This is a genomic window from Citrobacter sp. C348 (assembly GCF_047467975.1).
In the GTDB taxonomy this organism is placed as follows: domain Bacteria; phylum Pseudomonadota; class Gammaproteobacteria; order Enterobacterales; family Enterobacteriaceae; genus Citrobacter; species Citrobacter gillenii.
Genome location: NZ_JASJUJ010000003.1, coordinates 302,533 through 327,255, shown reverse-complemented (window position 1 = coordinate 327,255; position 24,723 = coordinate 302,533). Strand labels below are relative to the sequence as shown.

At 50.7% G+C, this 24,723-nt stretch carries 23 protein-coding genes; 17 read left to right on the top strand and 6 right to left on the bottom strand.

The window, feature by feature from the left end; genetic code table 11:
* Positions 1-49 precede the first annotated feature (49 nt).
* Positions 50-715, top strand: a complete 666-nt coding sequence (locus QNN86_RS08155; RefSeq protein WP_096757479.1) for a YecA family protein — start codon at positions 50-52, stop codon at positions 713-715.
* 30 nt (positions 716-745) lie between these two features.
* On the opposite strand, the gene tyrP is transcribed toward QNN86_RS08155, so the two are convergent.
* On the bottom strand, positions 746-1,957 hold the full coding sequence (gene tyrP / locus QNN86_RS08150; RefSeq protein WP_181619172.1) for a tyrosine transporter TyrP: 1,212 nt from the start codon (positions 1,955-1,957) through the stop codon (positions 746-748).
* Positions 1,958-2,170: 213 nt separating this feature from the next.
* Between tyrP and QNN86_RS08145 the strand changes: the two genes are divergently transcribed.
* Positions 2,171-2,410, top strand: coding sequence for a YecH family metal-binding protein (locus QNN86_RS08145; RefSeq protein ID WP_096757478.1), 240 nt, complete (start codon positions 2,171-2,173; stop codon positions 2,408-2,410).
* A 45-nt stretch (positions 2,411-2,455) separates the two neighbouring features.
* Here QNN86_RS08145 and ftnA read toward each other — a convergent pair whose 3' ends face one another.
* Positions 2,456-2,953, bottom strand: coding sequence for a non-heme ferritin (gene ftnA, locus QNN86_RS08140; RefSeq protein WP_096757477.1), 498 nt, complete (start codon positions 2,951-2,953; stop codon positions 2,456-2,458).
* 193 nt (positions 2,954-3,146) lie between these two features.
* On the bottom strand, positions 3,147-3,482 hold the full coding sequence (locus tag QNN86_RS08135; protein WP_117341916.1) for a YecR-like lipofamily protein: 336 nt from the start codon (positions 3,480-3,482) through the stop codon (positions 3,147-3,149).
* A gap of 269 nt (positions 3,483-3,751) precedes the next feature.
* Here QNN86_RS08135 and QNN86_RS08130 point away from each other — a divergent pair, with 269 nt between their 5' ends.
* Complete coding sequence (locus QNN86_RS08130; RefSeq protein WP_115258802.1) at positions 3,752-4,390, top strand: RpiB/LacA/LacB family sugar-phosphate isomerase; 639 nt, start codon at positions 3,752-3,754, stop codon at positions 4,388-4,390.
* A 34-nt stretch (positions 4,391-4,424) separates the two neighbouring features.
* Here QNN86_RS08130 and QNN86_RS08125 read toward each other — a convergent pair whose 3' ends face one another.
* Positions 4,425-5,846: an MFS transporter gene (locus tag QNN86_RS08125; RefSeq protein ID WP_414210906.1), complete on the bottom strand. Its 1,422-nt coding sequence runs from the start codon at positions 5,844-5,846 to the stop codon at positions 4,425-4,427.
* A gap of 128 nt (positions 5,847-5,974) precedes the next feature.
* Between QNN86_RS08125 and QNN86_RS08120 the strand changes: the two genes are divergently transcribed.
* On the top strand, positions 5,975-6,226 hold the full coding sequence (locus QNN86_RS08120; protein ID WP_096757473.1) for a DUF2766 family protein: 252 nt from the start codon (positions 5,975-5,977) through the stop codon (positions 6,224-6,226).
* An 80-nt stretch (positions 6,227-6,306) separates the two neighbouring features.
* On the opposite strand, the gene QNN86_RS08115 is transcribed toward QNN86_RS08120, so the two are convergent.
* Positions 6,307-6,810, bottom strand: a complete 504-nt coding sequence (locus QNN86_RS08115; protein WP_181619174.1) for a non-heme ferritin-like protein — start codon at positions 6,808-6,810, stop codon at positions 6,307-6,309.
* Positions 6,811-7,310: 500 nt separating this feature from the next.
* On the opposite strand from QNN86_RS08115, the gene QNN86_RS08110 reads away from it, so the two are divergent.
* The 6 genes from QNN86_RS08110 to otsA all read left to right on the top strand — a co-directional run bounded on the left by QNN86_RS08110 (position 7,311) and on the right by otsA (position 14,156).
* A complete protein-coding gene (locus tag QNN86_RS08110) occupies positions 7,311-7,868 on the top strand; it encodes a DJ-1/PfpI family protein (RefSeq protein ID WP_181619175.1) in 558 nt (185 codons plus the stop codon).
* Between the two features lie 316 nt (positions 7,869-8,184).
* Complete coding sequence (locus tag QNN86_RS08105; protein ID WP_115258798.1) at positions 8,185-9,174, top strand: arabinose ABC transporter substrate-binding protein; 990 nt, start codon at positions 8,185-8,187, stop codon at positions 9,172-9,174.
* 114 nt (positions 9,175-9,288) lie between these two features.
* Positions 9,289-10,803 carry an L-arabinose ABC transporter ATP-binding protein AraG gene (gene araG / locus QNN86_RS08100; protein WP_115258797.1) on the top strand — a complete coding sequence of 505 codons (1,515 nt, stop codon included), beginning with the start codon at positions 9,289-9,291 and terminating at the stop codon, positions 10,801-10,803.
* 14 nt (positions 10,804-10,817) lie between these two features.
* Positions 10,818-11,804 (top strand): L-arabinose ABC transporter permease AraH, encoded by a 987-nt coding sequence (araH, locus tag QNN86_RS08095; protein WP_096757468.1) that lies wholly within the window; start codon positions 10,818-10,820, stop codon positions 11,802-11,804.
* A gap of 152 nt (positions 11,805-11,956) precedes the next feature.
* Complete coding sequence (otsB, locus tag QNN86_RS08090; protein ID WP_181619176.1) at positions 11,957-12,760, top strand: trehalose-phosphatase; 804 nt, start codon at positions 11,957-11,959, stop codon at positions 12,758-12,760.
* The gene (gene otsA / locus QNN86_RS08085; protein ID WP_182270042.1) at positions 12,735-14,156 is read left to right on the top strand and encodes an alpha,alpha-trehalose-phosphate synthase; all 1,422 of its coding nucleotides are present in this window, start codon (positions 12,735-12,737) and stop codon (positions 14,154-14,156) included. Before otsB ends, otsA begins: the two co-directional genes overlap by 26 nt.
* Before the next feature lie 17 nt (positions 14,157-14,173).
* Here the strand turns inward: otsA and uspC are convergent, their stop codons facing one another.
* Positions 14,174-14,602: a universal stress protein UspC gene (gene uspC, locus QNN86_RS08080; RefSeq protein WP_096757465.1), complete on the bottom strand. Its 429-nt coding sequence runs from the start codon at positions 14,600-14,602 to the stop codon at positions 14,174-14,176.
* Between the two features lie 792 nt (positions 14,603-15,394).
* On the opposite strand from uspC, the gene flhD reads away from it, so the two are divergent.
* The 7 genes from flhD (at position 15,395) to QNN86_RS08045 (ending at position 24,626) form a co-directional block, all read left to right on the top strand.
* Entirely contained in the window at positions 15,395-15,736 is a 342-nt protein-coding gene (gene flhD / locus QNN86_RS08075) for a flagellar transcriptional regulator FlhD (protein WP_137399382.1), read from the top strand.
* Between the two features lie 2 nt (positions 15,737-15,738).
* Positions 15,739-16,317, top strand: a complete 579-nt coding sequence (gene flhC / locus QNN86_RS08070; RefSeq protein WP_161959006.1) for a flagellar transcriptional regulator FlhC — start codon at positions 15,739-15,741, stop codon at positions 16,315-16,317.
* A 125-nt stretch (positions 16,318-16,442) separates the two neighbouring features.
* On the top strand, positions 16,443-17,330 hold the full coding sequence (motA, locus tag QNN86_RS08065) for a flagellar motor stator protein MotA (RefSeq protein ID WP_414210905.1): 888 nt from the start codon (positions 16,443-16,445) through the stop codon (positions 17,328-17,330).
* Complete coding sequence (motB, locus tag QNN86_RS08060) at positions 17,327-18,256, top strand: flagellar motor protein MotB (RefSeq protein ID WP_115258793.1); 930 nt, start codon at positions 17,327-17,329, stop codon at positions 18,254-18,256. Before motA ends, motB begins: the two co-directional genes overlap by 4 nt.
* Before the next feature lie 4 nt (positions 18,257-18,260).
* Positions 18,261-20,285, top strand: coding sequence for a chemotaxis protein CheA (gene cheA, locus QNN86_RS08055; RefSeq protein WP_279276986.1), 2,025 nt, complete (start codon positions 18,261-18,263; stop codon positions 20,283-20,285).
* Positions 20,286-20,310: 25 nt separating this feature from the next.
* Positions 20,311-20,814, top strand: coding sequence for a chemotaxis protein CheW (gene cheW, locus QNN86_RS08050; protein WP_096757459.1), 504 nt, complete (start codon positions 20,311-20,313; stop codon positions 20,812-20,814).
* 341 nt (positions 20,815-21,155) lie between these two features.
* Positions 21,156-24,626, top strand: coding sequence for an autotransporter outer membrane beta-barrel domain-containing protein (locus QNN86_RS08045; protein ID WP_414210977.1), 3,471 nt, complete (start codon positions 21,156-21,158; stop codon positions 24,624-24,626).
* Positions 24,627-24,723 lie beyond the last annotated feature (97 nt).

The following is a 24,723-nucleotide window of genomic DNA, read 5'->3' as shown; positions in this document are numbered from 1 at the left end:
GCCATGTAAGATACACACAGGCAAGAATTATTGACTAAGGAAAAGCGTTATGAAAACGGGACCGTTAAACGAGAGCGAGCTGGAATGGCTGGATGATGTACTGACCAAGTACAATACCGATAAGGCGATTCTGGATGTCTCAGAGCTGGACGGCTTGCTGACGGCAGTGCTCAGTTCACCTTTTGAAATTGAGCCAGAGCAGTGGCTGGTCGCGATATGGGGCGGCGCGCAGTATGTCCCTCGCTGGTCATCCGAAAAAGAAATGGCGCGTTTTATGAACCTGGCGTTTCAGCACATGGCGGATACCGCCGATCGTCTGGATGAATTCCCGGAGCAGTTTGAACCGTTGTTTGGCCTGCGCGAAATTGAAGGCCATGAGCTGACGATTGTGGAAGAGTGGTGCTTTGGCTATATGCGCGGTGTGGCGTTGTCTGACTGGTCCACATTACCGGATTCGTTAAAACCCGCGCTTGAGGCGATTGCGCTGCACGGGACGGAAGAAAACTTCGAGGTGGTGGAAAAACTGACCCCAGAGGCGTTTGAAGAGAGCGTTGAGGCTATCCGTCTGGCGGCGCTGGATCTACACGCGTACTGGATGGCGCACCCGCAGGAAGCCCCGGCGAAGGTACCGGTTAAAGTCGATGCCAAGGTAGGACGTAACGATCCGTGCCCGTGCGGCAGCGGTAAAAAATATAAGCAGTGCTGTCTGCACTAAGACAATGGGGGCATTAAGCCCCCTTTTTTTTTAACCCACTTCTGGCAGCAGTCCTGCCGCAATTGAAAACTGCACCGCTATCACCACAATACCGCAAATAAACACCAGTGCCAGTGCCGGAGCGCCGCCGGCAACGCGATATGTCGCCTGAGGATTGTGTTTTCTGCTCTGCCAGACCAACATCGATGGGATCAGCAGCGCCAGTACCGCGAGGGCCACGCCTGCATATCCCAGCGCCATGACAAACCCGCGCGGGTAGAAGAGGGCGAAGGCCAACGGCGGCAGGAATGTCACTACGCCGGTCTGCAGTCTTCCGGCTGCGGTATTGCGACGCTGGAAGAGGTCGGCCAGATAGTCAAACAGACCCAGCGCCACGCCAAGGAAGGAGGTCGCCAGCGCGAGGTCGGCAAACAGATGCACTGCCAGCTCAACGTGCGGCGAGGCTACCACTTCCCGTAACGCCTGTAATAAACCGTTTAAACCCGCATGATCGGCGAGCAGCCCCATAAAGGTTGATGAGTTGATGCTGCCGAGAGTGGCCAACTGCCAGAAAATATAGGCGACCAGCGGGATGGCGCTACCGGTAATAAACACCCAGCGTAATTTACGGATATTGCCGTTCATATAGCTGACAATGCTGGGAACGCTGCCGTGAAAACCGAATGAAGTGAAGATAACCGGAATGGCAGAAAGCGCCAGACCCTGCTGCAGCGGTAGCGTGAGGAGATTGACTTTATGGACGTGCGGCATCAGCAACGCCAGCATAATGACCAGAAAAATAATTTTGGCGCTGAACAGCAGGCGGTTGAACAGATCCACCAATGAAGTGCCTACACAGACCACCCCCCCGGCAACAAAGGTGAACAGTAATACGCCCATCGTTGGGGATATGCTGGTGCCGGTCCAGTCACTGATGCTCGAGGCCAAAAGTTCACCCGCACCGCTGATGTACGCCGCTGTGAGCGCGTACATTAAAAACATCATGCTAAAGCCGGTGACCCACTGTCCATAGCGACCGAGATAGCGTTTTGCCAGCGTGCCGAGCCCGGTGTCTGCCGGTACATGCTGATACACTTCGAGCAGCAGCAGTGCGGTGTAGCACATCAGCGCCCATAACCCAACTAACAACACCAGCGTGATGCTAAATCCCACACCCGCCGCAGCCAATGGCATGGCCAGCATACCGGCGCCAATCGTGGTTCCCGCCACGATAAAAACACTACCCAGAGTTCTATTCTTCACGCTTTCCTCTGTCCCAGAGATAGTCAACAGTTGTATCTGCGGCGCAGAGTAAGGCATAACGCTATTTTCGTCAAATGACCGTTACAATGCGTGTATAATTATATTTACACTTGGTGAGTGGTTAAGATGTATTCCAGATGACATTTTTCTGCGTTAGCGCAAAGCAGCATAAAGCCGTTCACATTAGGCTATGGGCTTTATTGAGGAGAATGTATGGAATCTATTCACGGCCACGAAGTACTCAACATGATGATTGAGTCTGGCGAACAGTATTCAAATGCCAGCCTTGAAGCGGCGATTACAGCACGTTTTGGCGAGCAGGCACGTTTTCATACCTGTTCTGCTGAGGGCATGACGGCGGCTGAGCTGGTGGCGTTCTTAGCAGCGAAGGGGAAGTTTATTGCCAGAGACGACGGCTTCTCTACGCACGAAAGTAAGATCTGCCGCCATTAATATTCCTGGCTAACGGTAGTATAGCGCCACCGTTAGCCAACAGAATTAATTCTGTGTATCAAGCGTGGCCAGTTCTCTGTCGATGAAATAAAGACCTTCACCGCTTTTGCCTGCCAGCGTTAATTTATCAATAACCGATTTAAATAATTTCTCTTCTTCGTGCTGCTCGGCAACATACCATTGCAGGAAATTAAAGGTCGGATAATCCTGATGGGTCATTGCCGCATGCGCCAGTTCATTAATTTTCTGGGTGATCAGCTGTTCGTGTTCATAGGTAACGCGGAACAGTTCATCCAGTGACGCGTATTCAGCAAACGGTGATGGCACGGTATTAATGCACGGCAAGCTGCCGGTGTCGGTCAGGTAGTCAAACAGACGCTGCATATGCGTCATCTCTTCCTGCGCATGGCGACGCAGGAACGCGGCGGCGCCTTCAAAGCTGTGATAGCTGCACCACGCACTCATCTGTTGGTAGAGCAGAGATGAATATAATTCAAGATTCATTTGCTCATTCAGTTGGTCGATCATTTCTGTTTTCAGCATGGTTCTGCTCCACGAACGGTAATTATATATTGATGTGGCATCACTATAATTTGTTATTTATTTATTTGCAAAAGGTAAAATAATAATTTTAATTATTAAAAATGCGAATGGGAATAAAACGCATTAACGATATTGGATCGTAAAAATAAACCCGGCGTAATAAAAGACCAGCAGCAATATGCTGGTCTGCATATTAGTAATTAAAAGAGGGGGATTGTGGGACGGCGACGCCGTGGCACTGCCAGGCGAGCGTGATGGTGGTATTCATGCACAAGGAACCGGCATAAACGCTGCAGGTGGCAACCGGTTGGCCAAACGCCACCGCGCTGGCGTATCCCATCCGCTGACATTCCTTTGTCGCCGTACCCTGGGCAACATAATCGTCGGTACGAGCCGTCTGCAGCATGGCCTGGTTGTAAGTCAAGCGCACTACACCGGTGATAGGGCTGGCTTCGCTGACCTGTGCCTGTTTAGTGATAGTGCATCCCGTCAGCACGAGCGGCAATAGGGTTAGGATTAGGGTCTTCATGATATCGCTCTGAAAGTTCGGTGATAGGCTATCCTTGCATACACTGCGGCCTGACAATGGCCTGAATAACTTAACGATCACCTGCAAGTAATCACAACGGCGTCTTCGGCATGAGGCAAATCGGTTGTTTCAAAGGAAAAATGTGAGCACATCATTACTTTTTAAAACTAAATTTCATTAAATTTGAAAGTGAGTTTGCAAAATAGTAATGTGGCCTGAATGTTATGACTCATGGCGGAACCCCCGCGACGTATTCAGGAGAAGACACAATGAAAATTGCATTGATGATGGAAAACAGCCAGGCAAGCAAAAACGCGATCATTCATAACGAGCTTAAAGCCGTTGCTGATGAGAAAGGTTTCCCGGTGTTTAACGTTGGGATGAGCGATGAAAATGACCATCATCTGACCTATATTCATCTTGGCATTATGGCCAGCATTCTGCTCAATTCTAAAGCTGTCGATTTTGTCGTCACCGGTTGCGGTACGGGTCAGGGCGCCATGATGTCGCTGAATATCCATCCGGGCGTCGTGTGCGGCTATTGCCTCGACCCGGCAGATGCGTTCCTGTTCGCACAAATCAACAACGGTAATGCGCTCTCCCTGGCGTTTGCGAAAGGTTTCGGCTGGGGCGCAGAGCTGAACGTACGCTATATGTTCGAAAAAGCCTTCACGGGGCGTAACGGCGAGGGTTATCCGCCGGAGCGTAAAGAGCCACAGGTGCGTAACGCCGGTATTCTGAATCAGGTTAAAGCGGCGGTCGTCAAAGAAAACTATCTTGATACTCTGCGCGCTATCGATCCCGAATTGGTGAAAACGGCTGTATCCGGCCCGCGTTTCCAGCAGTGCTTCTTTGAAAACTGCCAGGACAAAGCGATTGAAGCGTTTGTCCGTGAAATCATTGGCTAAATGCTGTTTGCCCGGCGGCGCACGCTGTCCGGGCTTATCGGTTCTTGTTTGACACCGCACAGCCTGCGTCGCGAGTGAGCCGCAACGTATCCACCATGCCGATCAGGCAAATAATAGCAATTACCACAAAGGCCAGACGGAAGCTAATGCCGGGCACATGGCTCAGCGCCAGCCACTTGCTGACTTCATCACCCATTCTGATGCCAATTGCCGCCAGCGAAATCCCTAACCCTACCGCTAATTGAGTGGCCGTGCTGAACAGCGTATTGGCGTAGCTCATCTGCGAGGCGGGAACATCAGCGAAGGCCAGCGTGCTGACACCGGTAAACTGGATCGAGCGGAACACGCCGCCCAGATACGGCACCAGTAAAATCACCCACACTGGCGTTTGCGGGGTAATCAACGCGCAGGCTAGCAGCGCCAGTACGTTCAGCGCACCGTTAATCAACAGCAGCTTTTTAAAGCCCAGCCAGCGAATCAACGGCGTGGTCGCAGGTTTGATCGTCAGATTGCCGACAAACACCGCCAGCACTAATGAGCCGGCATGAAAGGCGTTCATGCCAAAGCCGACCTGAAACATCAACGGCAGCAAAAAGGGTACCGCGCTGATAGACGCACGAAACAGCGACCCGCCGTACATCGTGACGCGAAACGTCGGGACCTGCAGGGCATCGAGACGAATCATCGGCCAGGCAGCATGGCGAAAATGGCGCAAAGCGAACAGACTGGTGACGACCCCAAGCGTAAGTAGGCCAGCAGTTAGCCAGCCTTGAGGCTGTTGTGCGCCCAATAACTCCATGGCATACACCAGACTAACCATGGCAACCGAGGTGGCAATAAAGCCGGGGATGTCGAAGGGGCGGCGTTCATCATCATGGATATCGGGGATGAAGCGTAACGCCAGGGCTATCGCCAGTAATCCCAACGGGACATTAATAAAGAAGATCCAGCGCCAGTTGGCATAGCTAGTGATAAACCCGCCGAGCGGGGGACCGATGATCGGGGCGACTAATGCCGGCCAGGTCAGGGTGGCAATGGCAGTAATTAACTGGTGCTTTGGCGTGGTGCGCAGCACCGCGAGGCGACCAACCGGCACCATCAGCGCACCGCCCACTCCCTGTAGGATACGCATCGCTACAAAGCTTTCGAGGCTGGTGGATAACCCGCACAGCACTGAGGCAAGGGTAAAGATGGCCAGCGCCAGACTAAACACCTTACGCGCACCGAAGCGATCGGCAATCCAGCCGCTGGCAGGGATCAGAACCGCCAGGGTGATCAGATAAGCGCTGATGCCAATGTTGAGATCGACCGCCTCAACGCCAAAGCTTTTTGCCATATCGGGTAGGGCGGTGGCGATGACCGTGCCATCGATAAACTCCATAAAAAAAGCCCCGGCAACGAGCAAGGCCGCCGGGGAGAGGCCACGTTTATTCTCAACCGCTACATCGTTACTCATGTTGTGCTTGCCATCTCAAATGAAATTCACAGGTTCTTTTTTATTTTCAGTGCAGCCGTAATGCCCGGACTGCTATCGTTTCGCGTGCTGAATGGGTACTATGGCAACCTTTCTATAAGGAGCTCATTATGTCCCAAACACTGAACGCCGATCAGGAACTGCTTTCGGACGTCGTTGCCTGCCAGCTGGTTATCAAGCAAATTCTGGATGTTATTGATGTCATTGCCCCGGTCGAAGTACGGGAAAAAATGTCCAGCCAGCTGAAAAGCATCGATTTTTCCAGTCATCCCGCAGGTGGCGATCCGGTTACGATGCGCGCTATTCAAAAAGCCGTGGCGTTGATCGAACTGAAGTTCACGCCGCAGAGTGAGTCGCACTAAAATAAACCGTTGTTTCAGGTTTTTGAAAGGTTTTTTTGCGCCTCTCGGATACAGAGGCGCAGACAGGGTGTTGCCGGAGATCAGTGATGCTGGTAGTTAACGACGTTTAGCAGATGCTTATCCGTTTGCGCCATACACAGTCCGGCGCGTTTGGCGCTACGAACCTCATCAAGAATCGTTTGTAACAGCACACCATCTTGCTGCTGCTCTTTTTCCAGATCGTGAAGAAAATTGACGGTTGGCGCATCGTTCAATGCTTCCGCTTCGTTGGTTAAGCGTGACAGCGTGTTGGCTCGCTGCTGATATTCATCCAGCGTTTTTTGAAATAAGTCTTCAAGAGATGTCAACTCATCGCCTGGCACGTCGATGGCTTTGACAATGGGGTTGGCACCCGCGCTTTTCATAAAATTAAACACGCGCATCATTTGCGTGACGTTGCTCTGTGCCTGCGTACGCAGAAACGTTGCGGTGCCGGTCAGACTGTGCTCGTAGCACCATTCACTAAGGTGAAGGTAGAGGTTTGATGCATAAAACTCAAGATTCATTTGGGTGTTAAGTTTGTGAACAATTCCAACTGCAGCCATATCAATATCCTTATTTCCAGAAAGGAAAATGTACGTTACTCACGTCAGTACAACGGGCTGCCGTTGCACTTTACATCTACGTACACGTAATACTGTTAGCAGAATAAATCCGTTCCGCCGGTCCTTTATGTGATCACTGAGGCAATTCTATGCCGATCAAAATCAGCATAGCGCCTGTGCGCGCATAAGAAAATCCTTAAATCGGCGTATTTATGTTTTTTTACATATTGTTATAAAAATATTCTCGGTCTAAATATTTTGATGTATAGAGGAAGTGAATGTAACAAACTGATTTTAAAGTTGTTAAAGTTAAAATTTGATAATGAAATGGCGTTTCATATCACAAAATTAAATTTTCCAACAAGGTATCCTCGGTGCGAGTTTTCAATATTTGACGTTTTTTTTGCGCCTGATCAATTTTACTGAGTTGCATTAATCAAATGACATTAATAATTCGATATTTATGGCTAGATTGATGTGAATAAATCGAGGAGTTAGTTATGAAAAAGGTCGCGGTGCTGCTGGCACCCGGTTTTGAAGAAGCTGAAGCCATTGTCACCATCGATATTCTTCGCCGTCTGCATATTGACGTTGAGACGCTGGCCTGCGCCGAGTCCCGTGCGGTAGTGAGCTATCACGATATTCCGATGGTCACTGACAGCACCCTGGCTGCCCGCCTGGAGACGATGTATGACGCCGTCGTGTTACCCGGTGGGCCGCAGGGCAGCGTGAATCTTGCCGCCAGCGATGCGGTTGCCCGGTTTATTGCCCGTCATGATGCCGCCGGAAAACTGATTTGTCCGGTGTGCTCGGCCGCCGCCCGGGTTCTGGGAGGCAACGGCCTGCTGAAGGGCCGTCGCTACGTGTGCTCAGGGGATTTGTGGCAAAACGTCACGGAGGGTGAATACATCGACGCGCCGGTAGTCGAAGATGGCAATCTGATCAGCGGCAAAGGCTTAGGTCATATTTTTGATTTTGCTTTTGCCGTTTCTGCTCGTCTGCTGGAAGATGATGCCCCTGTTCGCGACCATGCCGAACATATTTATTACCCCTGGTAATCATTGTGTTCCCGAATGTGTGCATTCGGGAACAAGGATTCACTGACTGACGTTATGGATTAATCTGCTGCGCCTCATTTTCCCCACCAAAAAAACCGCGTTTTTTTATGTCATTTCCCACTGAATTTATGTACGCAATTACTGTAATTCTGTGGTGTGATGCCGCTCTCTTATGGAGAATCAATTTCCCGCTACAACTACTCTCAGCACTGGCATTGATCTTATCAATAAAAGGTAATGCCTTGTTTTACGTCCGAATTACAAAAAATCGTCTGATTTTACCCTACATAAAAGAACGTTAAAGCTGGAGTTAACCATGCACAAATTCACTAAAGCGCTGGCGGCCATCGGTTTGGCTGCCGTTATGTCACAATCCGCTATCGCTGAATCCATGAAGCTCGGTTTCCTGGTCAAGCAGCCGGAAGAACCCTGGTTCCAGACTGAATGGAAATTTGCTGATAAAGCCGGTAAAGACCTTGGTTTTGAAGTGATTAAGATTGCCGTCCCGGATGGTGAGAAAACCCTGAATGCCATCGACAGCCTTGCGGCAAGTGGCGCAAAAGGCTTTGTTATTTGTACGCCGGATCCCAAACTCGGGCCTGCGATCATGGCAAAGGCGCGTGGCTATGACATGAAAGTGATCGCCGTCGATGACCAGTTTGCCAACGCCAAAGGTAAGCCGATGGACACCGTGCCGCTGGTGATGATGGCGGCCACTAAAATCGGTGAGCGTCAGGGCGAGGAATTGTACAAAGAAATGCAAAAACGTGGCTGGGATGTGAAATCTTCTGCCGTGATGGCGATTACCGCCAACGAACTTGATACCGCGCGTCGTCGTACGTCCGGTTCAATGGACGCGCTCAAAGCGGCCGGCTTCCCGGAAAAACAGATCTATCAGGTTCCGACCAAATCTAACGATATCCCCGGCGCATTCGACGCCGCGAACTCCATGCTGGTTCAGCATCCTGAAGTCAAACACTGGTTGATTGTCGGCATGAATGACAACACCGTGCTGGGTGGCGTGCGTGCGACCGAAGGACAGGGATTTAAAGCACCAAACGTGATTGGTATCGGCATCAACGGCGTCGATGCGATTAGCGAACTGTCTAAAGGTGAAGCGACCGGCTTCTACGGCTCACTGCTGCCAAGCCCGGACGTACACGGCTATAAATCCAGTGAAATGCTTTACAACTGGGTGACCAAAGGGGCCGAGCCGCCGGCATTTACTGAAGTGACAGACGTGGTGCTGATCACCCGCGATAACTTCAAAGAAGAGCTGGCGAAAAAAGGGTTAGGCGGCAAGTAATACGTCATGCCGGATAAGACGAAATGTCTCTTATCCGGCCAACACATTACGCCCTCAGTAGGCCGGATAAGGCAACGCCGCTATCCGGCAACAGATTAGATTCACGGAGACGTTATGCAACAGTCTACCCCGTATCTCTCATTTCGCGGCATTGGCAAAACCTTCCCTGGCGTTAAGGCGCTAACGGATATTAGCTTTGACTGCTATGCCGGTCAGGTGCATGCACTGATGGGTGAAAATGGCGCCGGGAAATCAACATTATTAAAAATTCTCAGCGGTAACTATGCGCCAACGACGGGTTCTTTGGTGATCCGCGGCGAGGAGGTTTCGTTTGCGGACACCACCACCGCGCTGAACGCCGGTGTCGCCATTATTTACCAGGAACTGCATCTGGTGCCGGAAATGACCGTCGCCGAGAATATTTACTTAGGCCAACTGCCCCACAAGGGGGGGATTGTGAACCGCTCTCTGCTGAACTACGAAGCCGGTTTACAGCTAAAACATTTGGGGATGGATATCGATCCGGCCACGCCGTTGAAATATCTCTCCATTGGCCAGTGGCAAATGGTGGAAATTGCCAAAGCGCTGGCGCGTAACGCCAAAATCATCGCATTTGACGAACCTACCAGCTCGCTTTCCGCCAGGGAGATAGAGAATCTGTTCCGCGTGATCCGCGAACTGCGCAACGAAGGGCGCATCATTCTGTATGTTTCGCACCGTATGGAAGAGATCTTCGCCCTCAGCGATGCGATTACCGTGTTTAAAGATGGGCAGTACGTTAAGACATTTACCGATATGCAGCAGGTCGATCACGAGGCGCTGGTGCAGGCCATGGTGGGGCGTGACCTCGGCGATATCTACGGCTGGAAATCTCGACCGTATGGCACAGAACGCCTGCGCTTGCATGAGGTTAAAGCGCCTGGCGTGCGTACGCCGATCAGTTTATCGGTGCGCAGTGGTGAAATCGTTGGGCTGTTTGGTCTGGTCGGGGCCGGGCGTAGCGAACTGATGAAAGGACTGTTTGGCGGAACACGAATTACCGAAGGTCAGGTTTTTATTGATGAAAAGCCGATTGATATCCGTAAACCCAGCCACGCGATTGAGGCCGGCATGATGCTGTGCCCGGAAGACCGCAAAGCCGAAGGAATTATTCCGGTCCATTCGGTTCGTAACAACATCAATATTAGCGCCCGACGTAAACATGTTCTGGGCGGATGCCTGATTAACAACGGCTGGGAAGAGACTAACGCTGACCACCATATCCGCTCACTCAATATTAAAACGCCGGGAGCAGAGCAGCTGATCATGAACCTCTCTGGCGGTAACCAGCAGAAGGCGATTCTCGGCCGCTGGTTATCGGAAGATATGAAGGTGATTTTGCTCGATGAACCGACGCGCGGCATTGATGTGGGCGCGAAGCATGAAATTTATAACGTTATTTATGCCCTGGCGGCGCGCGGTGTTGCCGTGCTGTTTGCCTCCAGTGACTTGCCGGAAGTTCTTGGCGTCGCCGACCGTATTGTGGTGATGAGAGAAGGTGAAATTGCCGGTGTGTTGCTCCACGAACAGGCGGATGAGCGTCAGGCGTTGAGCCTTGCTATGCCTAAAGTCAGCCAGGCTGTAGCCTGAATAAGGAGAGTATGATGTCTTCCGTTTCTACATCGGGTTCTGGCGCAACCAAATCAGCGCTTAATCTTGGCAGAATTTGGGATCAGTACGGGATGCTGGTGGTGTTCGCCGTGCTGTTTCTGGTGTGCGCCCTCTTTGTGCCGAACTTTGCCTCTTTTATTAATATGAAGGGGCTGGGCCTGGCGGTTTCTATGTCGGGAATGGTCGCGTGTGGGATGCTGTTTTGCCTGGCCTCCGGCGACTTTGACCTCTCCGTTGCGTCTGTAATTGCCTGTGCTGGGGTTACCACCGCGGTGGTCATCAACATGACTGAAAGTCTGTGGATAGGCGTCGCCGCCGGGTTGCTGCTGGGGGTTCTTTGCGGCCTGGTGAACGGCTTCGTGATTGCCCGTTTAAAAATAAACGCGCTGATTACCACGCTGGCGACCATGCAGATTGTGCGCGGTCTGGCCTACATTATCTCTGACGGTAAAGCGGTTGGAATCGAAGATGAGCGCTTCTTCGCCCTCGGCTATGCAAACTGGCTGGGTCTGCCTGCTCCCATTTGGTTAACCGTTGGCTGCTTCATTATTTTTGGCTTACTGCTGAATAAAACCACCTTTGGGCGTAACACGCTGGCTATTGGCGGTAATGAAGAAGCGGCGCGTCTGGCGGGTGTTCCGGTAGTCCGTACGAAGATTATTATCTTCATTCTTTCCGGCCTGGTATCGGCCGTTGCGGGGATTATCCTGGCGTCGCGTATGACCAGCGGCCAGCCAATGACGTCTATTGGCTATGAACTGATAGTGATTTCAGCGTGCGTGCTGGGAGGCGTTTCGCTGAAAGGTGGCATCGGAAAAATCTCATATGTGGTCGCCGGGGTGCTGATCCTCGGGACGGTTGAAAACGCGATGAACCTGCTGAACATTTCGCCGTTCGCCCAGTACGTTGTCCGTGGCCTAATCCTGCTGGCGGCGGTGATCTTCGACCGCTACAAGCAAAAAGCGAAGCGTACTATTTGATGATTTAACGGCCAACTTTTTAGTTTAGCTCCTCCCAATCGCCAGCCGCTATACCGGCTGGCGATTGTTTTTGCAAATGGCGAGCCTGGTCACACTGTCTATACTTATACCCGTCATACCTCAAGCTGTATAAATATAAGGAGGAGCACCGGGTGACAGTATCGCGAACCGTACCCCCTGAACTATCCGCAAACTGTGCTTATTTTTTTGATCTCGACGGAACATTGGCTGAGATAAAACCGCATCCCGATCAGGTCACCGTCCCGCAGACGATCCTGCAATTATTACATCGCCTGGCGACGCACAATGCGGGAGCACTGGCATTGATTTCAGGGCGCTCAATGGCTGAGCTTGACGCACTCACTCATCCCATTCGTTTTCCGCTTGCCGGCGTGCACGGGGCTGAGCGCCGCGACATCAAGGGTCACACCCACATTGTCCGGCTTCCTCAGGACGTCGAACACGACATTAGCGTGCTATTGCATGCTGCACTGGCGAACATGCCCGGTACGACGTTAGAAACAAAAGGCATGGCGTTTGCTTTGCATTATCGACAGGCCCCACAGCATGAGGCGGCGCTGCTGGCGCTGGCTGAACGCATCACGCGCCGATGGCCCCAGCTCGCCCTGCAGCCCGGAAAATGTGTGGTTGAGATAAAACCAAAGGGGACGAACAAAGGGGAAGCGATTGCTGCATTTATGCAGGAAGCCCCTTTTGCCGGGCGCATTCCTGTTTTTGTTGGTGATGATTTAACCGATGAGGCGGGTTTCGCTGTGGTAAACCGCGCTGACGGCATTTCCGTGAAGGTGGGGAGCGGCGCGACCCAGGCGATGTGGCGTCTGGCGGGCGTAACAGATGTCTGGCGCTGGCTGGAGCAGATCAACTGTCCGCAGCAAGAACAAAAAGCAACGAATGACAGGAGAGATGGCCATGAGTCGTTTAGTCGTAGTCTCTAATCGAATTGCCTCACCGGATGACAAAGGCAGTGCTGGCGGCCTGGCGGTCGGTGTGCTGGGGGCATTGAAAACGGCGGGGGGGCTGTGGTTTGGCTGGAGCGGTGAGACGGGTAATGAAGACCAACCACTAAAAAAAGTCACCCGCGGCAATATCACCTGGGCATCGTTTAATCTGAGTGAGCAGGATTACGAAGAGTATTACTGCCAGTTTTCGAATGCCGTTTTATGGCCTGCTTTCCACTATCGCCTGGATCTGGTGCAATTTCAGCGCCCGGCTTGGGAAGGCTATCAGCGGGTCAATACATTATTGGCTGAGAAACTGCGGCCCTTACTGAATGATGACGACATCATCTGGGTTCATGATTACCATTTATTACCGTTTGCCAGCGAGCTGCGGAAACGTGGCGTGAAAAACCGTATCGGGTTTTTCCTGCACATTCCGTTCCCGACGCCGGAGATATTCAACGCATTGCCCCCGCATGATGTGCTGCTTGAGCAACTGTGCGATTTTGACTTACTGGGGTTCCAGACCGAAAACGACCGTCAGGCGTTTCTTGATGCGCTGAGTGCACAAACCCGAGTCACCTCGCGGGGCGACAATCATCATCAGGCATGGAAAAAGGCGTTCCGTACCCAGGTTTATCCTATCGGCATTGAACCCGATGAAATCGCCCGCCAGGCGGCGGGGCCACTGCCACCGAAAATGGCGCAGCTCAAGGCCGAGCTAAAAAATGTGCAGAATATCTTTTCGGTTGAGCGACTGGACTACTCCAAAGGCTTGCCGGAGCGTTTTCAGGCCTACGAGGCCCTTTTGGAGCATTACCCTCAGCACCACGGTAAAATTCGCTATACCCAAATCGCCCCGACGTCGCGTGAAGAAGTGCAGGCCTATCAGGATATTCGCCACCAGTTGGAGACTGAAGCCGGGCGCATCAATGGCAAGTATGGGCAGCTGGGCTGGACGCCGCTTTATTATCTGAATCAGTATTTTGATCGTAAATTGCTGATGAAAATTTTCCGCTACTCGGATGTTGGGTTAGTGACGCCACTGCGCGATGGCATGAATCTGGTCGCTAAGGAGTTTGTGGCAGCGCAAGATCCCGCCAATCCTGGCGTGCTGGTGCTCTCACAATTTGCCGGGGCAGCACATGAACTGACCTCGGCGCTGATCGTTAATCCCTATGACAGAGATGATGTTGCGGGTGCATTAAACCGCGCGCTAACCATGCCGCTTGCTGAGCGCATTTCCCGCCACGCTGAGATGCTGGACATTATCGTTAAAAACGATATCGACAACTGGCAGGCACACTTTATCCGCGACTTAAAAAAGATCACGCCACGTCATGCTGAAAGCCAACCGCATGACACCGTAGCTGACTTTCCTAAACTGGCCTGACGACGAGGATATGGCCATTAATCGCCTGCCAGCGGCACCAACAGCACATCGACCTGGCTGGCGCTGACCACGCTTTTCGCCGAGCAGGATGCTCGCGAAAAGAAGCTGTGATTATGGTTGCCATAAATGACGAGATCGACGGCGTGTTTGCGACAGATATCCAGTATATGTTCGTTGAGTGCCCCATAGGTAATAAAGGTATGCTCAATGGGGTACTGCGCCTGCTGGGTGAGTTTATCGATAAAATTCAGCGTCTCTTCTTGCATTACCTCACGCAGGTCTTCCAGCATGGGGGCCGCAAACTGGTTATACAATTCGGGATCGGAGACCAGGGTGACCAGGCTAATGCGCGCATTGACAGGGCGCGCAATAGAAACGGCTTTTGCTAACAACTGGTGACTTTCGGGGGTGGCGGCAACAGCGACAAGAATGTGCATGTAGCTCATAACTCGCTCCTTAAATACAAGAATTATGAGAGGACTTTTAGCGTTACTCTCGCTTCTTTCATACTGCAATTTTTCATACTGTAATAGTGTGAATGTCATCATGATTATTCATTAATTATTCTTATAAATAGAATAATTAGATCACAAAAGCTGAAAATCTGTTCAATTAATTTAAGTGAAATTCTCGGCTAATGAAAACAATATGTTAATAAAAAACAAACATAAATTAACATTTTGCATATCGTTACCTGACGGTATTAGTTAATGAGGTTAAATATTTAACTCATTGTTTATAAAGATATAAAGTGAGAAAGCAGTTTATTGTAAATCTGTGATCTCGCTCGTTATTTCGCGCGGTGATATTAACTGTCGTAAACAAAAGACTATTCGCTTCTATTGCAAGAATATTCGGGTGCATGGAATCGATAGAGTGAGTTGTTGGCTATAAAATAACCAAAATAAAAGCTGTGCTGATGGATTTATGTTAAACGTTTAGCTGGTTTATGTGATCTACGTCACATATTCTTTAAATTCGCAGCAGGGTTCCGTTGTATGTGTAACTGGCGGCGGGTAGAGTTGCGTCGAATTAGGAAAAATCTTAGGCATTTGTAAGAATTGATGTGAGCTTGTAAGGAACGCGGCCTTCTTAAAAAGGGATGTTTACACAACGCGTAAGCCGTAACGCTGCTATGTATTTGACCTTTTGCTTTTTTTTTACCGGGCCTTCCCGGCGACATCACGGGGTGCGGTTACACCGCATAAAAATAATGTTGGTTATTATGGATGCAAATAATGCATACATCCGAGTTGCTGAAACACATTTATGACATAAATTTGTCATATTTATTGCTTGCACAACGTCTAATCGTTCAGGACAAGGCCTCCGCGATGTTTCGCCTTGGTATCAGCGAAGAGATGGCGGACACGCTGGGAACCTTAACCCTTCCTCAAATGGTCAAACTGGCTGAAACTAACCAACTGGTCTGCCATTTTCGTTTCGACGATCATCAAACGGTCACTCGCCTGACGCAAGACTCTCGCGTCGACGATCTTCAGCAAATTCACACAGGTATCATGCTTTCAACGCGTCTGTTAAGCGACATCAATGATGCGGCGCGTAAGAAAAGGGCCTGATGATGAGCGAAAAAAGCATCGTTCAGGAAGCACGTGATATCCAGTTAGCCATGGAATTAATCACACTAGGCGCCCGTTTGCAAATGCTGGAAAGCGAAACGCAACTCAGCCGTGGCCGCCTTATCAAGCTGTATAAAGAATTACGCGGTAGCCCTCCGCCGAAAGGGATGCTTCCTTTTTCAACTGATTGGTTTATGACGTGGGAGCAAAATATCCATGCTTCTATGTTCTGCAACGCATGGCAATTTTTGCTCAAAACGGGCCTGTGCAGCGGTGTCGATGCCGTCATTAAAGCGTATCGCCTGTATCTTGAGCAGTGCCCACAGCCAGCTGAAGGGCCGCTGTTGGCGTTAACCCGCGCATGGACACTGGTCCGTTTTGTTGACAGCGGGTTGCTGGAACTGTCTACCTGCAACTGCTGCGGCGGTAATTTTATTACTCACGCGCACCAACCCGTGGGCAGCTTTGCCTGCAGTTTATGCCAGCCGCCATCACGTGCCGTAAAAAGACGTAAACTTTCCCAGAATGCTGCCGATATTATTCCACAACTGCTGGATGAACAGATCGAACAAGCTGTTTAACTGATACGGTGTGGATAGACACTCCAGCAGCGGTAAGCCATTACCGCTGCTTTTTTTTGTCCCGACCTTTGAGTTAACTGCCCGACTGCGCATCCTGTCATAGTCAATTGCGAAAGGATGATATCGTGCTGATCTTAATAGGTTACCTGGTTGTTATTGGTACAGTTTTCGGCGGCTATATGATGACCGGCGGACACCTTGGGGCACTCTATCAACCGGCTGAGCTGGTGATCATCGGTGGCGCGGGTATCGGGGCATTCATTGTCGGTAATAACGGCAAAGCCATTAAAGGAACGATGAAAGCGATCCCGTTGCTCTTTCGTCGCTCAAAATACACCAAAGCCATGTATATGGATCTGCTGGCGCTGTTGTATCGCCTGATGGCCAAGTCACGCCAGCAGGGGATGTTCTCGCTTGAGCGCGACATCGAAAACCCCAAAGAAAGTGAAATTTTTGCCAGCTACCCGCGCATTATCGCGGATGCCGTCATGCTGGATTTTATCATCGATTACCTGCGTCTGATCATCAGCGGCAATATGAATACGTTTGAAATTGAAGCGCTGATGGACGAAGAAATTGAAACGCATGAAAGTGAATCGGAAGTCCCGGCTAACAGCCTGGCGATGGTCGGCGACTCATTACCGGCTTTCGGTATCGTCGCGGCGGTGATGGGGGTAGTACATGCGCTGGCCTCGGCCGACCGCCCGGCGGCAGAACTGGGGGCGCTTATCGCACATGCTATGGTGGGGACCTTCCTCGGGATTTTACTGGCCTATGGTTTTATTTCACCGCTCGCCAGCGTGTTGCGTCAGAAAAGTGCCGAAACGACCAAAATGATGCAGTGCGTGAAGATCACGCTGCTGTCCAACCTGAACGGCTACGCTCCACCGATTGCCGTCGAATTTGGTCGTAAGACACTGTATTCCAGCGAACGTCCGTCGTTTATCGAACTGGAAGAACATGTTCGTGCGGTGAGAAATCCAACGGCACAGCAAACGACTGAGGAAGCATGAAAAATCAGGCCCATCCCATTATCGTCGTCAAGCGACGAAAACATAAAGGTCACGGTGGTGGGGCGCATGGTTCATGGAAAATTGCCTACGCCGACTTTATGACTGCGATGATGGCGTTCTTTTTGGTGATGTGGCTCATTTCCATTTCCAGTCCGAAAGAACTGATCCAGATTGCCGAATACTTCCGTACGCCTCTGGCCACCGCGGTAACCGGTGGAAATCGTATTTCAAACAGCCAAAGCCCGATCCCAGGTGGGGGAGACGATTACACCCAACAGCAAGGGGAAGTGAACCGGCAGCCGAATATTGATGAGCTGAGAAAGCGCATGGAACAAAGCCGCCTGAGCAAATTACGTGGCGACCTGGACCAGCTTATTGAGTCCGATCCGAAGCTACGCGCGCTGCGCCCGCATTTGAAAATCGACCTGGTACAGGAAGGGCTGCGTATTCAGATTATCGATAGTCAGAACCGCCCGATGTTTAAGACCGGCAGTGCCGAGGTTGAACCTTATATGCGCGATATTCTGCGGGCGATTGCGCCGGTTTTGAATGGGATCCCCAACCGCGTTAGTTTGTCCGGTCATACGGATGATTTTCCATACGCCAACGGTGAGAAAGGCTACAGCAACTGGGAACTGTCTGCTGATCGCGCAAACGCCTCACGCCGCGAACTGGTCAGTGGTGGTCTGGACACGGGGAAAGTATTACGGGTGGTAGGTATGGCCGCCACGATGCGTCTGAGCGATCGCGGTCCTGAGGACGCCATCAACCGCCGTATAAGTCTGCTGGTGCTGAATAAGCAGGCAGAAGAGGCCATTTTGCATGAAAACGCTGAAAGCCAGAATGAGCCGGTAAGTGTCTTACAACCGCCAGCGGTCGTTCCGCCGGCAAGCGTTCCCACATCGCCACCAGCCAATCCGAGGTGATAGCGTGAGCATGGATATTAGCGATTTTTATCAGACCTTTTTTGATGAAGCTGACGAACTGTTGGCTGACATGGAGCAGCACCTGCTTGATTTGGTCCCTGAATCTCCGGATTCCGAACAACTGAATGCCATTTTTCGTGCGGCGCACTCGATTAAAGGCGGGGCGGGCACCTTCGGCTTTACTATTTTGCAGGAAACGACCCATTTAATGGAGAACCTGCTGGATGAAGCGCGGCGTGGCGAGATGCAGCTCAATGCCGACATTATCAACCTGTTTTTGGAAACAAAAGATATTATGCAAGAACAGCTCGACGCCTATAAAAGTTCAGCAGAGCCGGATGCCGCCAGCTTTGAGTATATTTGTCATGCGCTACGACAGTTAGCGCTCGAAGCAAAAGGTGAAACCGCACCCGCGGTCGTCAACACTGCAAAATTGAGCGTTGTTGACGGTACGGCGCTGCAGGAAGAGACGATGGCGCAGGAAACTGTTGCTGCTGAAGAGGTTAAAAAACGGATCGTTCTGTCGCGTCTGAAAGCTGGAGAAGTGGATTTACTGGAAGAAGAGTTGGGGAACCTGGCGACCTTAACGGATGTGGTCAAAAGCAGCGATACGCTGTCGGCAACGATTGATGGCGACCTCGCGGAAGATGATATCGTCGCGGTGCTCTGCTTTGTCATCGAAGCCGATCAAATCGCGTTTACCACGGTTACTGCCGCCCCCATTGAAACCGCGACCGAGGTAGTACAACCGCAGCCTGTTGCCACGGTTCCGGTGGTTAAAGTCGCCGCCAGCGAACCGCCGCAGGGTCGCGTTGAGCGTGAAAAACCCGCGCGTGCCAGCGAATCTACCAGCATTCGCGTGGCGGTCGAGAAGGTCGACCAGTTGATTAACCTGGTCGGCGAACTGGTGATCACGCAGTCGATGCTGGCTCAGCGTTCGAATGAACTGGATCCGGTAAACCATGGCGATCTCATCACCAGTATGGGTCAGTTACAACGTAACGCCCGTGATTTGCAAGAATCGGTGATGTCGATTCGTATGATGCCAATGGAGTATGTCTTCAGCCGCTTCCCGCGTCTGGTTCGTGACCTGGCGGGCAAGTTGGGCAAACAGGTTGAGCTGACGCAAATTGGTAGCTCCACCGAACTCGATAAGAGCCTGATTGAACGTATTATCGATCCGCTGACCCACCTGGTGCGTAACAGCCTGGACCACGGTATTGAATTGCCGGAAAAACGCCTTGAATCCGGGAAAAATCCGGTCGGTAACCTGACGCTGTCTGCTGAACACCAGGGCGGGAACATTTGTATTGAAGTCACCGATGACGGCGCGGGCCTGAACCGTGAGCGCATCCTGGCCAAAGCCATCTCACAGGGCATGCCGATCCACGAAAACATGAGCGATGACGAAGTTGGCATGCTGATCTTCGCACCGGGATTTTCGACCGCCGAGCAGGTGACGGATGTGTCTGGTCGTGGTGTCGGGATGGACGTGGTGAAGCGTAACATTCAGGAAATGGGCGGCCATGTTGAGATCCAGTCGAAGCAGGGCCAGGGCACAACCATCCGAATTTTGCTGCCGCTGACGCTGGCGATTCTGGACGGCATGTCCGTGCGCGTGGCGGATGAGGTATTTATTCTGCCACTGAACGCGGTGATGGAATCGCTGCAACCCCGCGAAGAAGATCTGCACCCGCTGGCCGGGGGAGAACGCGTGCTTGAAGTGCGTGGGGAATATTTGCCGCTGGTTGAATTGTGGAAAGTCTTCGAGGTTGACGGCGCAAAAACCGAAGCAACTCAGGGCATTGTGGTGATTTTACAAAGTGCGGGACGTCGTTATGCGCTGCTGGTCGATCAGCTTATTGGGCAACACCAGGTGGTGGTGAAAAACCTGGAAAGCAATTACCGTAAAGTGCCAGGCATTTCTGCCGCAACGATCCTTGGCGACGGTAGCGTCGCGCTGATTGTCGATGTCTCTGCATTGCAGGGGTTAAACCGCGAACAACGTGTGGCGATCACCGCCGCCTGATTGATTGAGTGAGAAAGGGAATAATATGACCGGTATGAGTAATGTAACTAAACTGGCCGGCGAACCGTCAGGTCAGGAATTCCTCGTGTTTACGCTGGGGGATGAAGAGTACGGTATCGATATTCTGAAAGTGCAGGAAATTCGTGGTTATGATCAGGTCACGCGTATCGCCAATACACCGTCTTTTATTAAAGGGGTGACCAACCTGCGCGGTGTGATTGTGCCTATCGTTGACCTGCGCGTGAAGTTCAGCCAGAGCGACGTTGACTATAACGAGAACACCGTGGTGATTGTGCTGAATCTGGGTCAACGCGTGGTGGGGATCGTGGTGGATGGTGTGTCGGATGTGTTGTCGCTGACGACCGATCAGATTCGCCCGGCACCAGAATTTGCGGTTACGCTGTCAACGGAATACCTGACGGGGCTGGGCGCACTGGGCGATCGGATGCTGATTTTGGTTAATATCGAGAAGTTGCTGAACAGCGATGAAATGGCATTGCTGGATATTGCAGCTTCCAATGTGGCATAAGACATAGTAAAAAACACTATTTGTGATGCCTGTCTGGAAATTATAAAACGCCCTCTTCATATAGAGGGCGTTTTTTATGCGTGAAAACCTGTTGTCTATTTAATTATATGTTGAATACTTTTATTTATATTATTCATTTATTCTATGTGTATTTATCATTTTTAATGAACTAGTGGTTATTTATAGAATCAGTTAGTGAGCTGTGTATATAATGCTGTCTTGACTGTTTAATTTGTATAAATAAAGTATATTGTATTCGGGTTTATATATTTATGTTGATTATATATGATTGCCCTGCATTGCTTTTTTCTATCTATCTGTCTGTGTACAGGGAACTAAATATGAACACCATATATAATATAATTTGGAACGCAACGCGTAATATGTTTGTGGTTGCTTCTGAGTTTGCGAATGGCGGTAATGGAATACGTAATAGCGTAAAGGTAACAGGACTTGCCGCATTGATGTGTACAGCCGTTGTTAATGCTGCAGATTTAGGACCGCAAAGTGGCGCGTCGATCGAATTGAACGATAAAGATGTGGTTACGGCAGATGGACAAACAAACACCACCGGTGTTGAGAGTATCAGTACCGGTGGTGATGGCTTACAGATTAAAGGAAAAGCAATTATCAACGTATCCGGTGAAACACTGTCTACCGGGATTTCTCTGGATAATGGTGCCAAAAATGATTTGGGCACCAATACCGATGTCCATGTCACCGATACGGATGGTACACAAAATTCAAGTAAAAATACTACCGGCGTTTTGATTTCAGGTAATAACCTAGGTACAGAAGTAACAGCATCCGGTATTAATATCGATGTTTCCGGTAAGAATAATGTTTATGGATTTAGAAATACAGGCAAAGACAGCAACGTCGATCTTGGTAGTGGAAGCTCTATTACAGCCATAACCGAAACGGATTATAGTATTGGTGGGATAGGTGATGCCCGCGGTGTTTATCTATTAGGGGGGAGTGGTATTTTCTCCATGGATAATGGTTTTATCCATGCTACGAGTATAGACAACACCGCATGGGGGATTCAAAGTACGGGTAATGCCAAAATTGAGTTGGGTAAATATAGCCAGGTTATTGTTGAGGGCAATAATATGGCAACCGGTATTGAGATCGGTAATGATGGAATGCTAAATGCCGATCAACTTACCCTTACTGCTACTGGACTTTCCGGGAAATCATCCCTCACGGGTATAATATTATATACTAATAGTAATGCCGACTTAGGAGACAATAGCTCAATTACTGTTAGCAATAGTGGCAGTTTTGCCGAAGGTGTTGCGGTCAGGGGGGCGAATAGCTCCTTCCAGGCTAATAACATGACCCTGAAGGTGAGCAACGACCAGGACTCAATGGGCACAGCCCGAGGGATGGCTATTGATGGTGCCGGTGCGAGCGTGGATTTAGGTACTGGCTCCTCCATCTCAATAGCAGGGTTTGCATACGGCGCAGGGGTGACGATAAATGGTGCTGCAACGGGTGCTGAATTTATCGCGGATAACCTGACAGTTGATGTTACTGGGCGGTACATGTATGCCATCCTGGTGGATGCCGGTTTTGCCGATTTGGGGAAAAATAGCACCATTAGTGCGACAGGCGAAAGTACAACCCTTTGGGTGACGGGGGGCGAATTCCAGGCAGAACAGCTTACAGTCAATACCGCTCAGTCTGTGGGCATCACTGCACAGGGGGGCGATGTGATCATTGGCGCAGGCAGCGTTGTTGACGGCAGAAGTTCTGCTAAGTCGGGCTCTGCGACCAGCGGTATCGTTGCGGCATCCGGGAGTACTCTTGATTTTAAAGGGGATGCCGACAATCGAAATGTTATTTACGCGATCGACGGTTACGGCGTGTCATCCAAGTTCTACGGTGCAACGGTTAATATCGCGAATACTGACATTATCATGAGTGGACGCAATAACCCTTACGGGCTGTGGGCGATAGGAAGTAATGATTTAAGCCGTCCGGGAATAATTAATGGTGAAAACCTGACCATTGATGTGACAGCGAGTAGGGAAAGTTATGGGGTGGTGGTTCAGCAGGGGGGGGCAATATCGCTGACCGGTGACACCACAATTAAAACCCAGGATGGCGTCGCTATTTTGGTTCCGGTTGTTGCAGGAAATCTCTTACCCGGCGGTACCGTGACAGGCTCTGGTGTTATGGATATTACAGGCGACATCATTAGCGCGGGTGAAGGCAGTATTTCACTGGATATGGCGTCTGGTTCTCAGTTTGTGGGGGCGACGTTTGTTAACACCGACCCGACGGTAGACTCCTCACTGAATCTCGCACTGGCTGAACAGACGCAATGGACAATTACCGATGATTCTTCTTTAACGCAATTAAATAATGCCGGAGATATTGCATTTGATACTCCTTCACAGAACGGACAATTCAAAACGCTGACGATTGATGGGGATTATCACGGCAATAACGGTAATTTTTATCTAAACACGCAATTGGGGGATGATAATTCACCAACGGATAAAGTGATTATTACCGGTGATACTTCCGGTAGCACGACGCTGTATGTCAATAACATCGGGGGGGCAGGGGCGTTAACAACAAAGGGTATTGAAGTGATTGATGTCGGCGGTCAGTCTGATGGTGTTTTTACTCAGGGTAATCAGGTGCAGACGGGTTTGTATGAATACCGATTGTATGAAGACGGCGGTGACTGGTATTTGCGTTCGCAGGCTGTTCCGCCGGTAGATCCTGACGACGGTGGTGATGTTACTCCAGCAGACCCGGACGACGGTGGTGATGTTACTCCAGCAGACCCGGACGACGGTGGTGATGTCACCCCGGTTTACCCCGATGACGGTGGTGATATTACGCCGGTAGACCCGCAGTATCGGGCAGATATTGGCGCTTATCTGAGCAACCAGTGGATGGCACGTAATCTGCAAATGCAAACCCTTTATGACCGCGAGGGTAGTCAATTACGTACTGATGACGGCAGTATGTGGATGCGCTTTAAAACGGGGGAAGCGTCATCAACGGCAGCTGACGGCCATGTGGATATTGACAATAACTACTCTCAGTTGCAGATAGGTGGTGATGTGCTTAGTTGGGATAATGGCAAGCAGAGCCTGAAAGCGGGGCTGATGGTGAGTTATATCAACGCTGATACGGACAGCAGCGGTAACCGAGGGGCGGATGGAAGCCAGTTCTCTGCCAGTGGTAACGTAGCCGGTTATAATCTTGGCGCTTATGCCACCTGGTTTGCGGATGAGCAGAATCACAGCGGACTGTATGTGGACAGTTGGTATCAGTATGGCCTCTACAATAACAGCGTGGATAACGGTGACGCGGGCTCAAAGGATTATGATTCGACGGCCAGCTCGCTCTCTCTGGAAACAGGCTATCGGTATGATATTGGTCTTGAGAACCAGAATATCATCAGCCTGACGCCACAGGCTCAGGTGACATGGCAGCAATATAAAGCGGACGCAGTCGTGCAGAATGGAACGCGCATTGACGGACAAAACGGTGACAGCTGGACCACGCGTCTGGGGCTGCGGGTAGATGGCAAGTTGCGCAAGAATACCACGTCGGTGATCCAGCCGTTTGCGGAAGTGAACTGGTTACACACCAGTGATGATGTTGCCGTTTCGTTTGATGGCGCAGAGGTGAAACAGGATCTTCCGGCAGATCGCGCTGAGGTGAAAGTGGGTATTCAGGCGAATCTGAATAGCCAGTGGAGCATCACTGGACAAGTGGCGGGTCAAAAAGGACGTAATGACTATGGCGATCTCAGTGGTAGCTTAAATGTACGTTACAGCTGGTAGTTGATGGAAGTTATCATATTGAAATACCCCAGCCTGTGGCTGGGGTTATCTTTGTTGATTTGCTGCTTTCGTTTACGGAATTTTTCTCCTCTCACAG

Excerpts from the sequence above, each read along its gene's own strand:
- QNN86_RS08155 (WP_096757479.1), top strand. The coding sequence starts at position 50 with ATGAAAACGGGACCGTTAAACGAGAGCGAGCTGGAATGGCTGGATGAT.
- QNN86_RS08145 (WP_096757478.1), top strand. The coding sequence starts at position 2,171 with ATGGAATCTATTCACGGCCACGAAGTACTCAACATGATGATTGAGTCT.
- ftnA (WP_096757477.1), bottom strand. The coding sequence starts at position 2,953 with ATGCTGAAAACAGAAATGATCGACCAACTGAATGAGCAAATGAATCTT.
- QNN86_RS08135 (WP_117341916.1), bottom strand. The coding sequence starts at position 3,482 with ATGAAGACCCTAATCCTAACCCTATTGCCGCTCGTGCTGACGGGATGC.
- QNN86_RS08130 (WP_115258802.1), top strand. The coding sequence starts at position 3,752 with ATGAAAATTGCATTGATGATGGAAAACAGCCAGGCAAGCAAAAACGCG.
- QNN86_RS08125 (WP_414210906.1), bottom strand. The coding sequence starts at position 5,846 with ATGAGTAACGATGTAGCGGTTGAGAATAAACGTGGCCTCTCCCCGGCG.
- QNN86_RS08120 (WP_096757473.1), top strand. The coding sequence starts at position 5,975 with ATGTCCCAAACACTGAACGCCGATCAGGAACTGCTTTCGGACGTCGTT.
- QNN86_RS08115 (WP_181619174.1), bottom strand. The coding sequence starts at position 6,810 with ATGGCTGCAGTTGGAATTGTTCACAAACTTAACACCCAAATGAATCTT.
- QNN86_RS08110 (WP_181619175.1), top strand. The coding sequence starts at position 7,311 with ATGAAAAAGGTCGCGGTGCTGCTGGCACCCGGTTTTGAAGAAGCTGAA.
- QNN86_RS08105 (WP_115258798.1), top strand. The coding sequence starts at position 8,185 with ATGCACAAATTCACTAAAGCGCTGGCGGCCATCGGTTTGGCTGCCGTT.
- araG (WP_115258797.1), top strand. The coding sequence starts at position 9,289 with ATGCAACAGTCTACCCCGTATCTCTCATTTCGCGGCATTGGCAAAACC.
- araH (WP_096757468.1), top strand. The coding sequence starts at position 10,818 with ATGTCTTCCGTTTCTACATCGGGTTCTGGCGCAACCAAATCAGCGCTT.
- otsA (WP_182270042.1), top strand. The coding sequence starts at position 12,735 with ATGAGTCGTTTAGTCGTAGTCTCTAATCGAATTGCCTCACCGGATGAC.
- uspC (WP_096757465.1), bottom strand. The coding sequence starts at position 14,602 with ATGAGCTACATGCACATTCTTGTCGCTGTTGCCGCCACCCCCGAAAGT.
- flhD (WP_137399382.1), top strand. The coding sequence starts at position 15,395 with ATGCATACATCCGAGTTGCTGAAACACATTTATGACATAAATTTGTCA.
- flhC (WP_161959006.1), top strand. The coding sequence starts at position 15,739 with ATGAGCGAAAAAAGCATCGTTCAGGAAGCACGTGATATCCAGTTAGCC.
- motB (WP_115258793.1), top strand. The coding sequence starts at position 17,327 with ATGAAAAATCAGGCCCATCCCATTATCGTCGTCAAGCGACGAAAACAT.
- cheW (WP_096757459.1), top strand. The coding sequence starts at position 20,311 with ATGACCGGTATGAGTAATGTAACTAAACTGGCCGGCGAACCGTCAGGT.
- QNN86_RS08045 (WP_414210977.1), top strand. The coding sequence starts at position 21,156 with ATGAACACCATATATAATATAATTTGGAACGCAACGCGTAATATGTTT.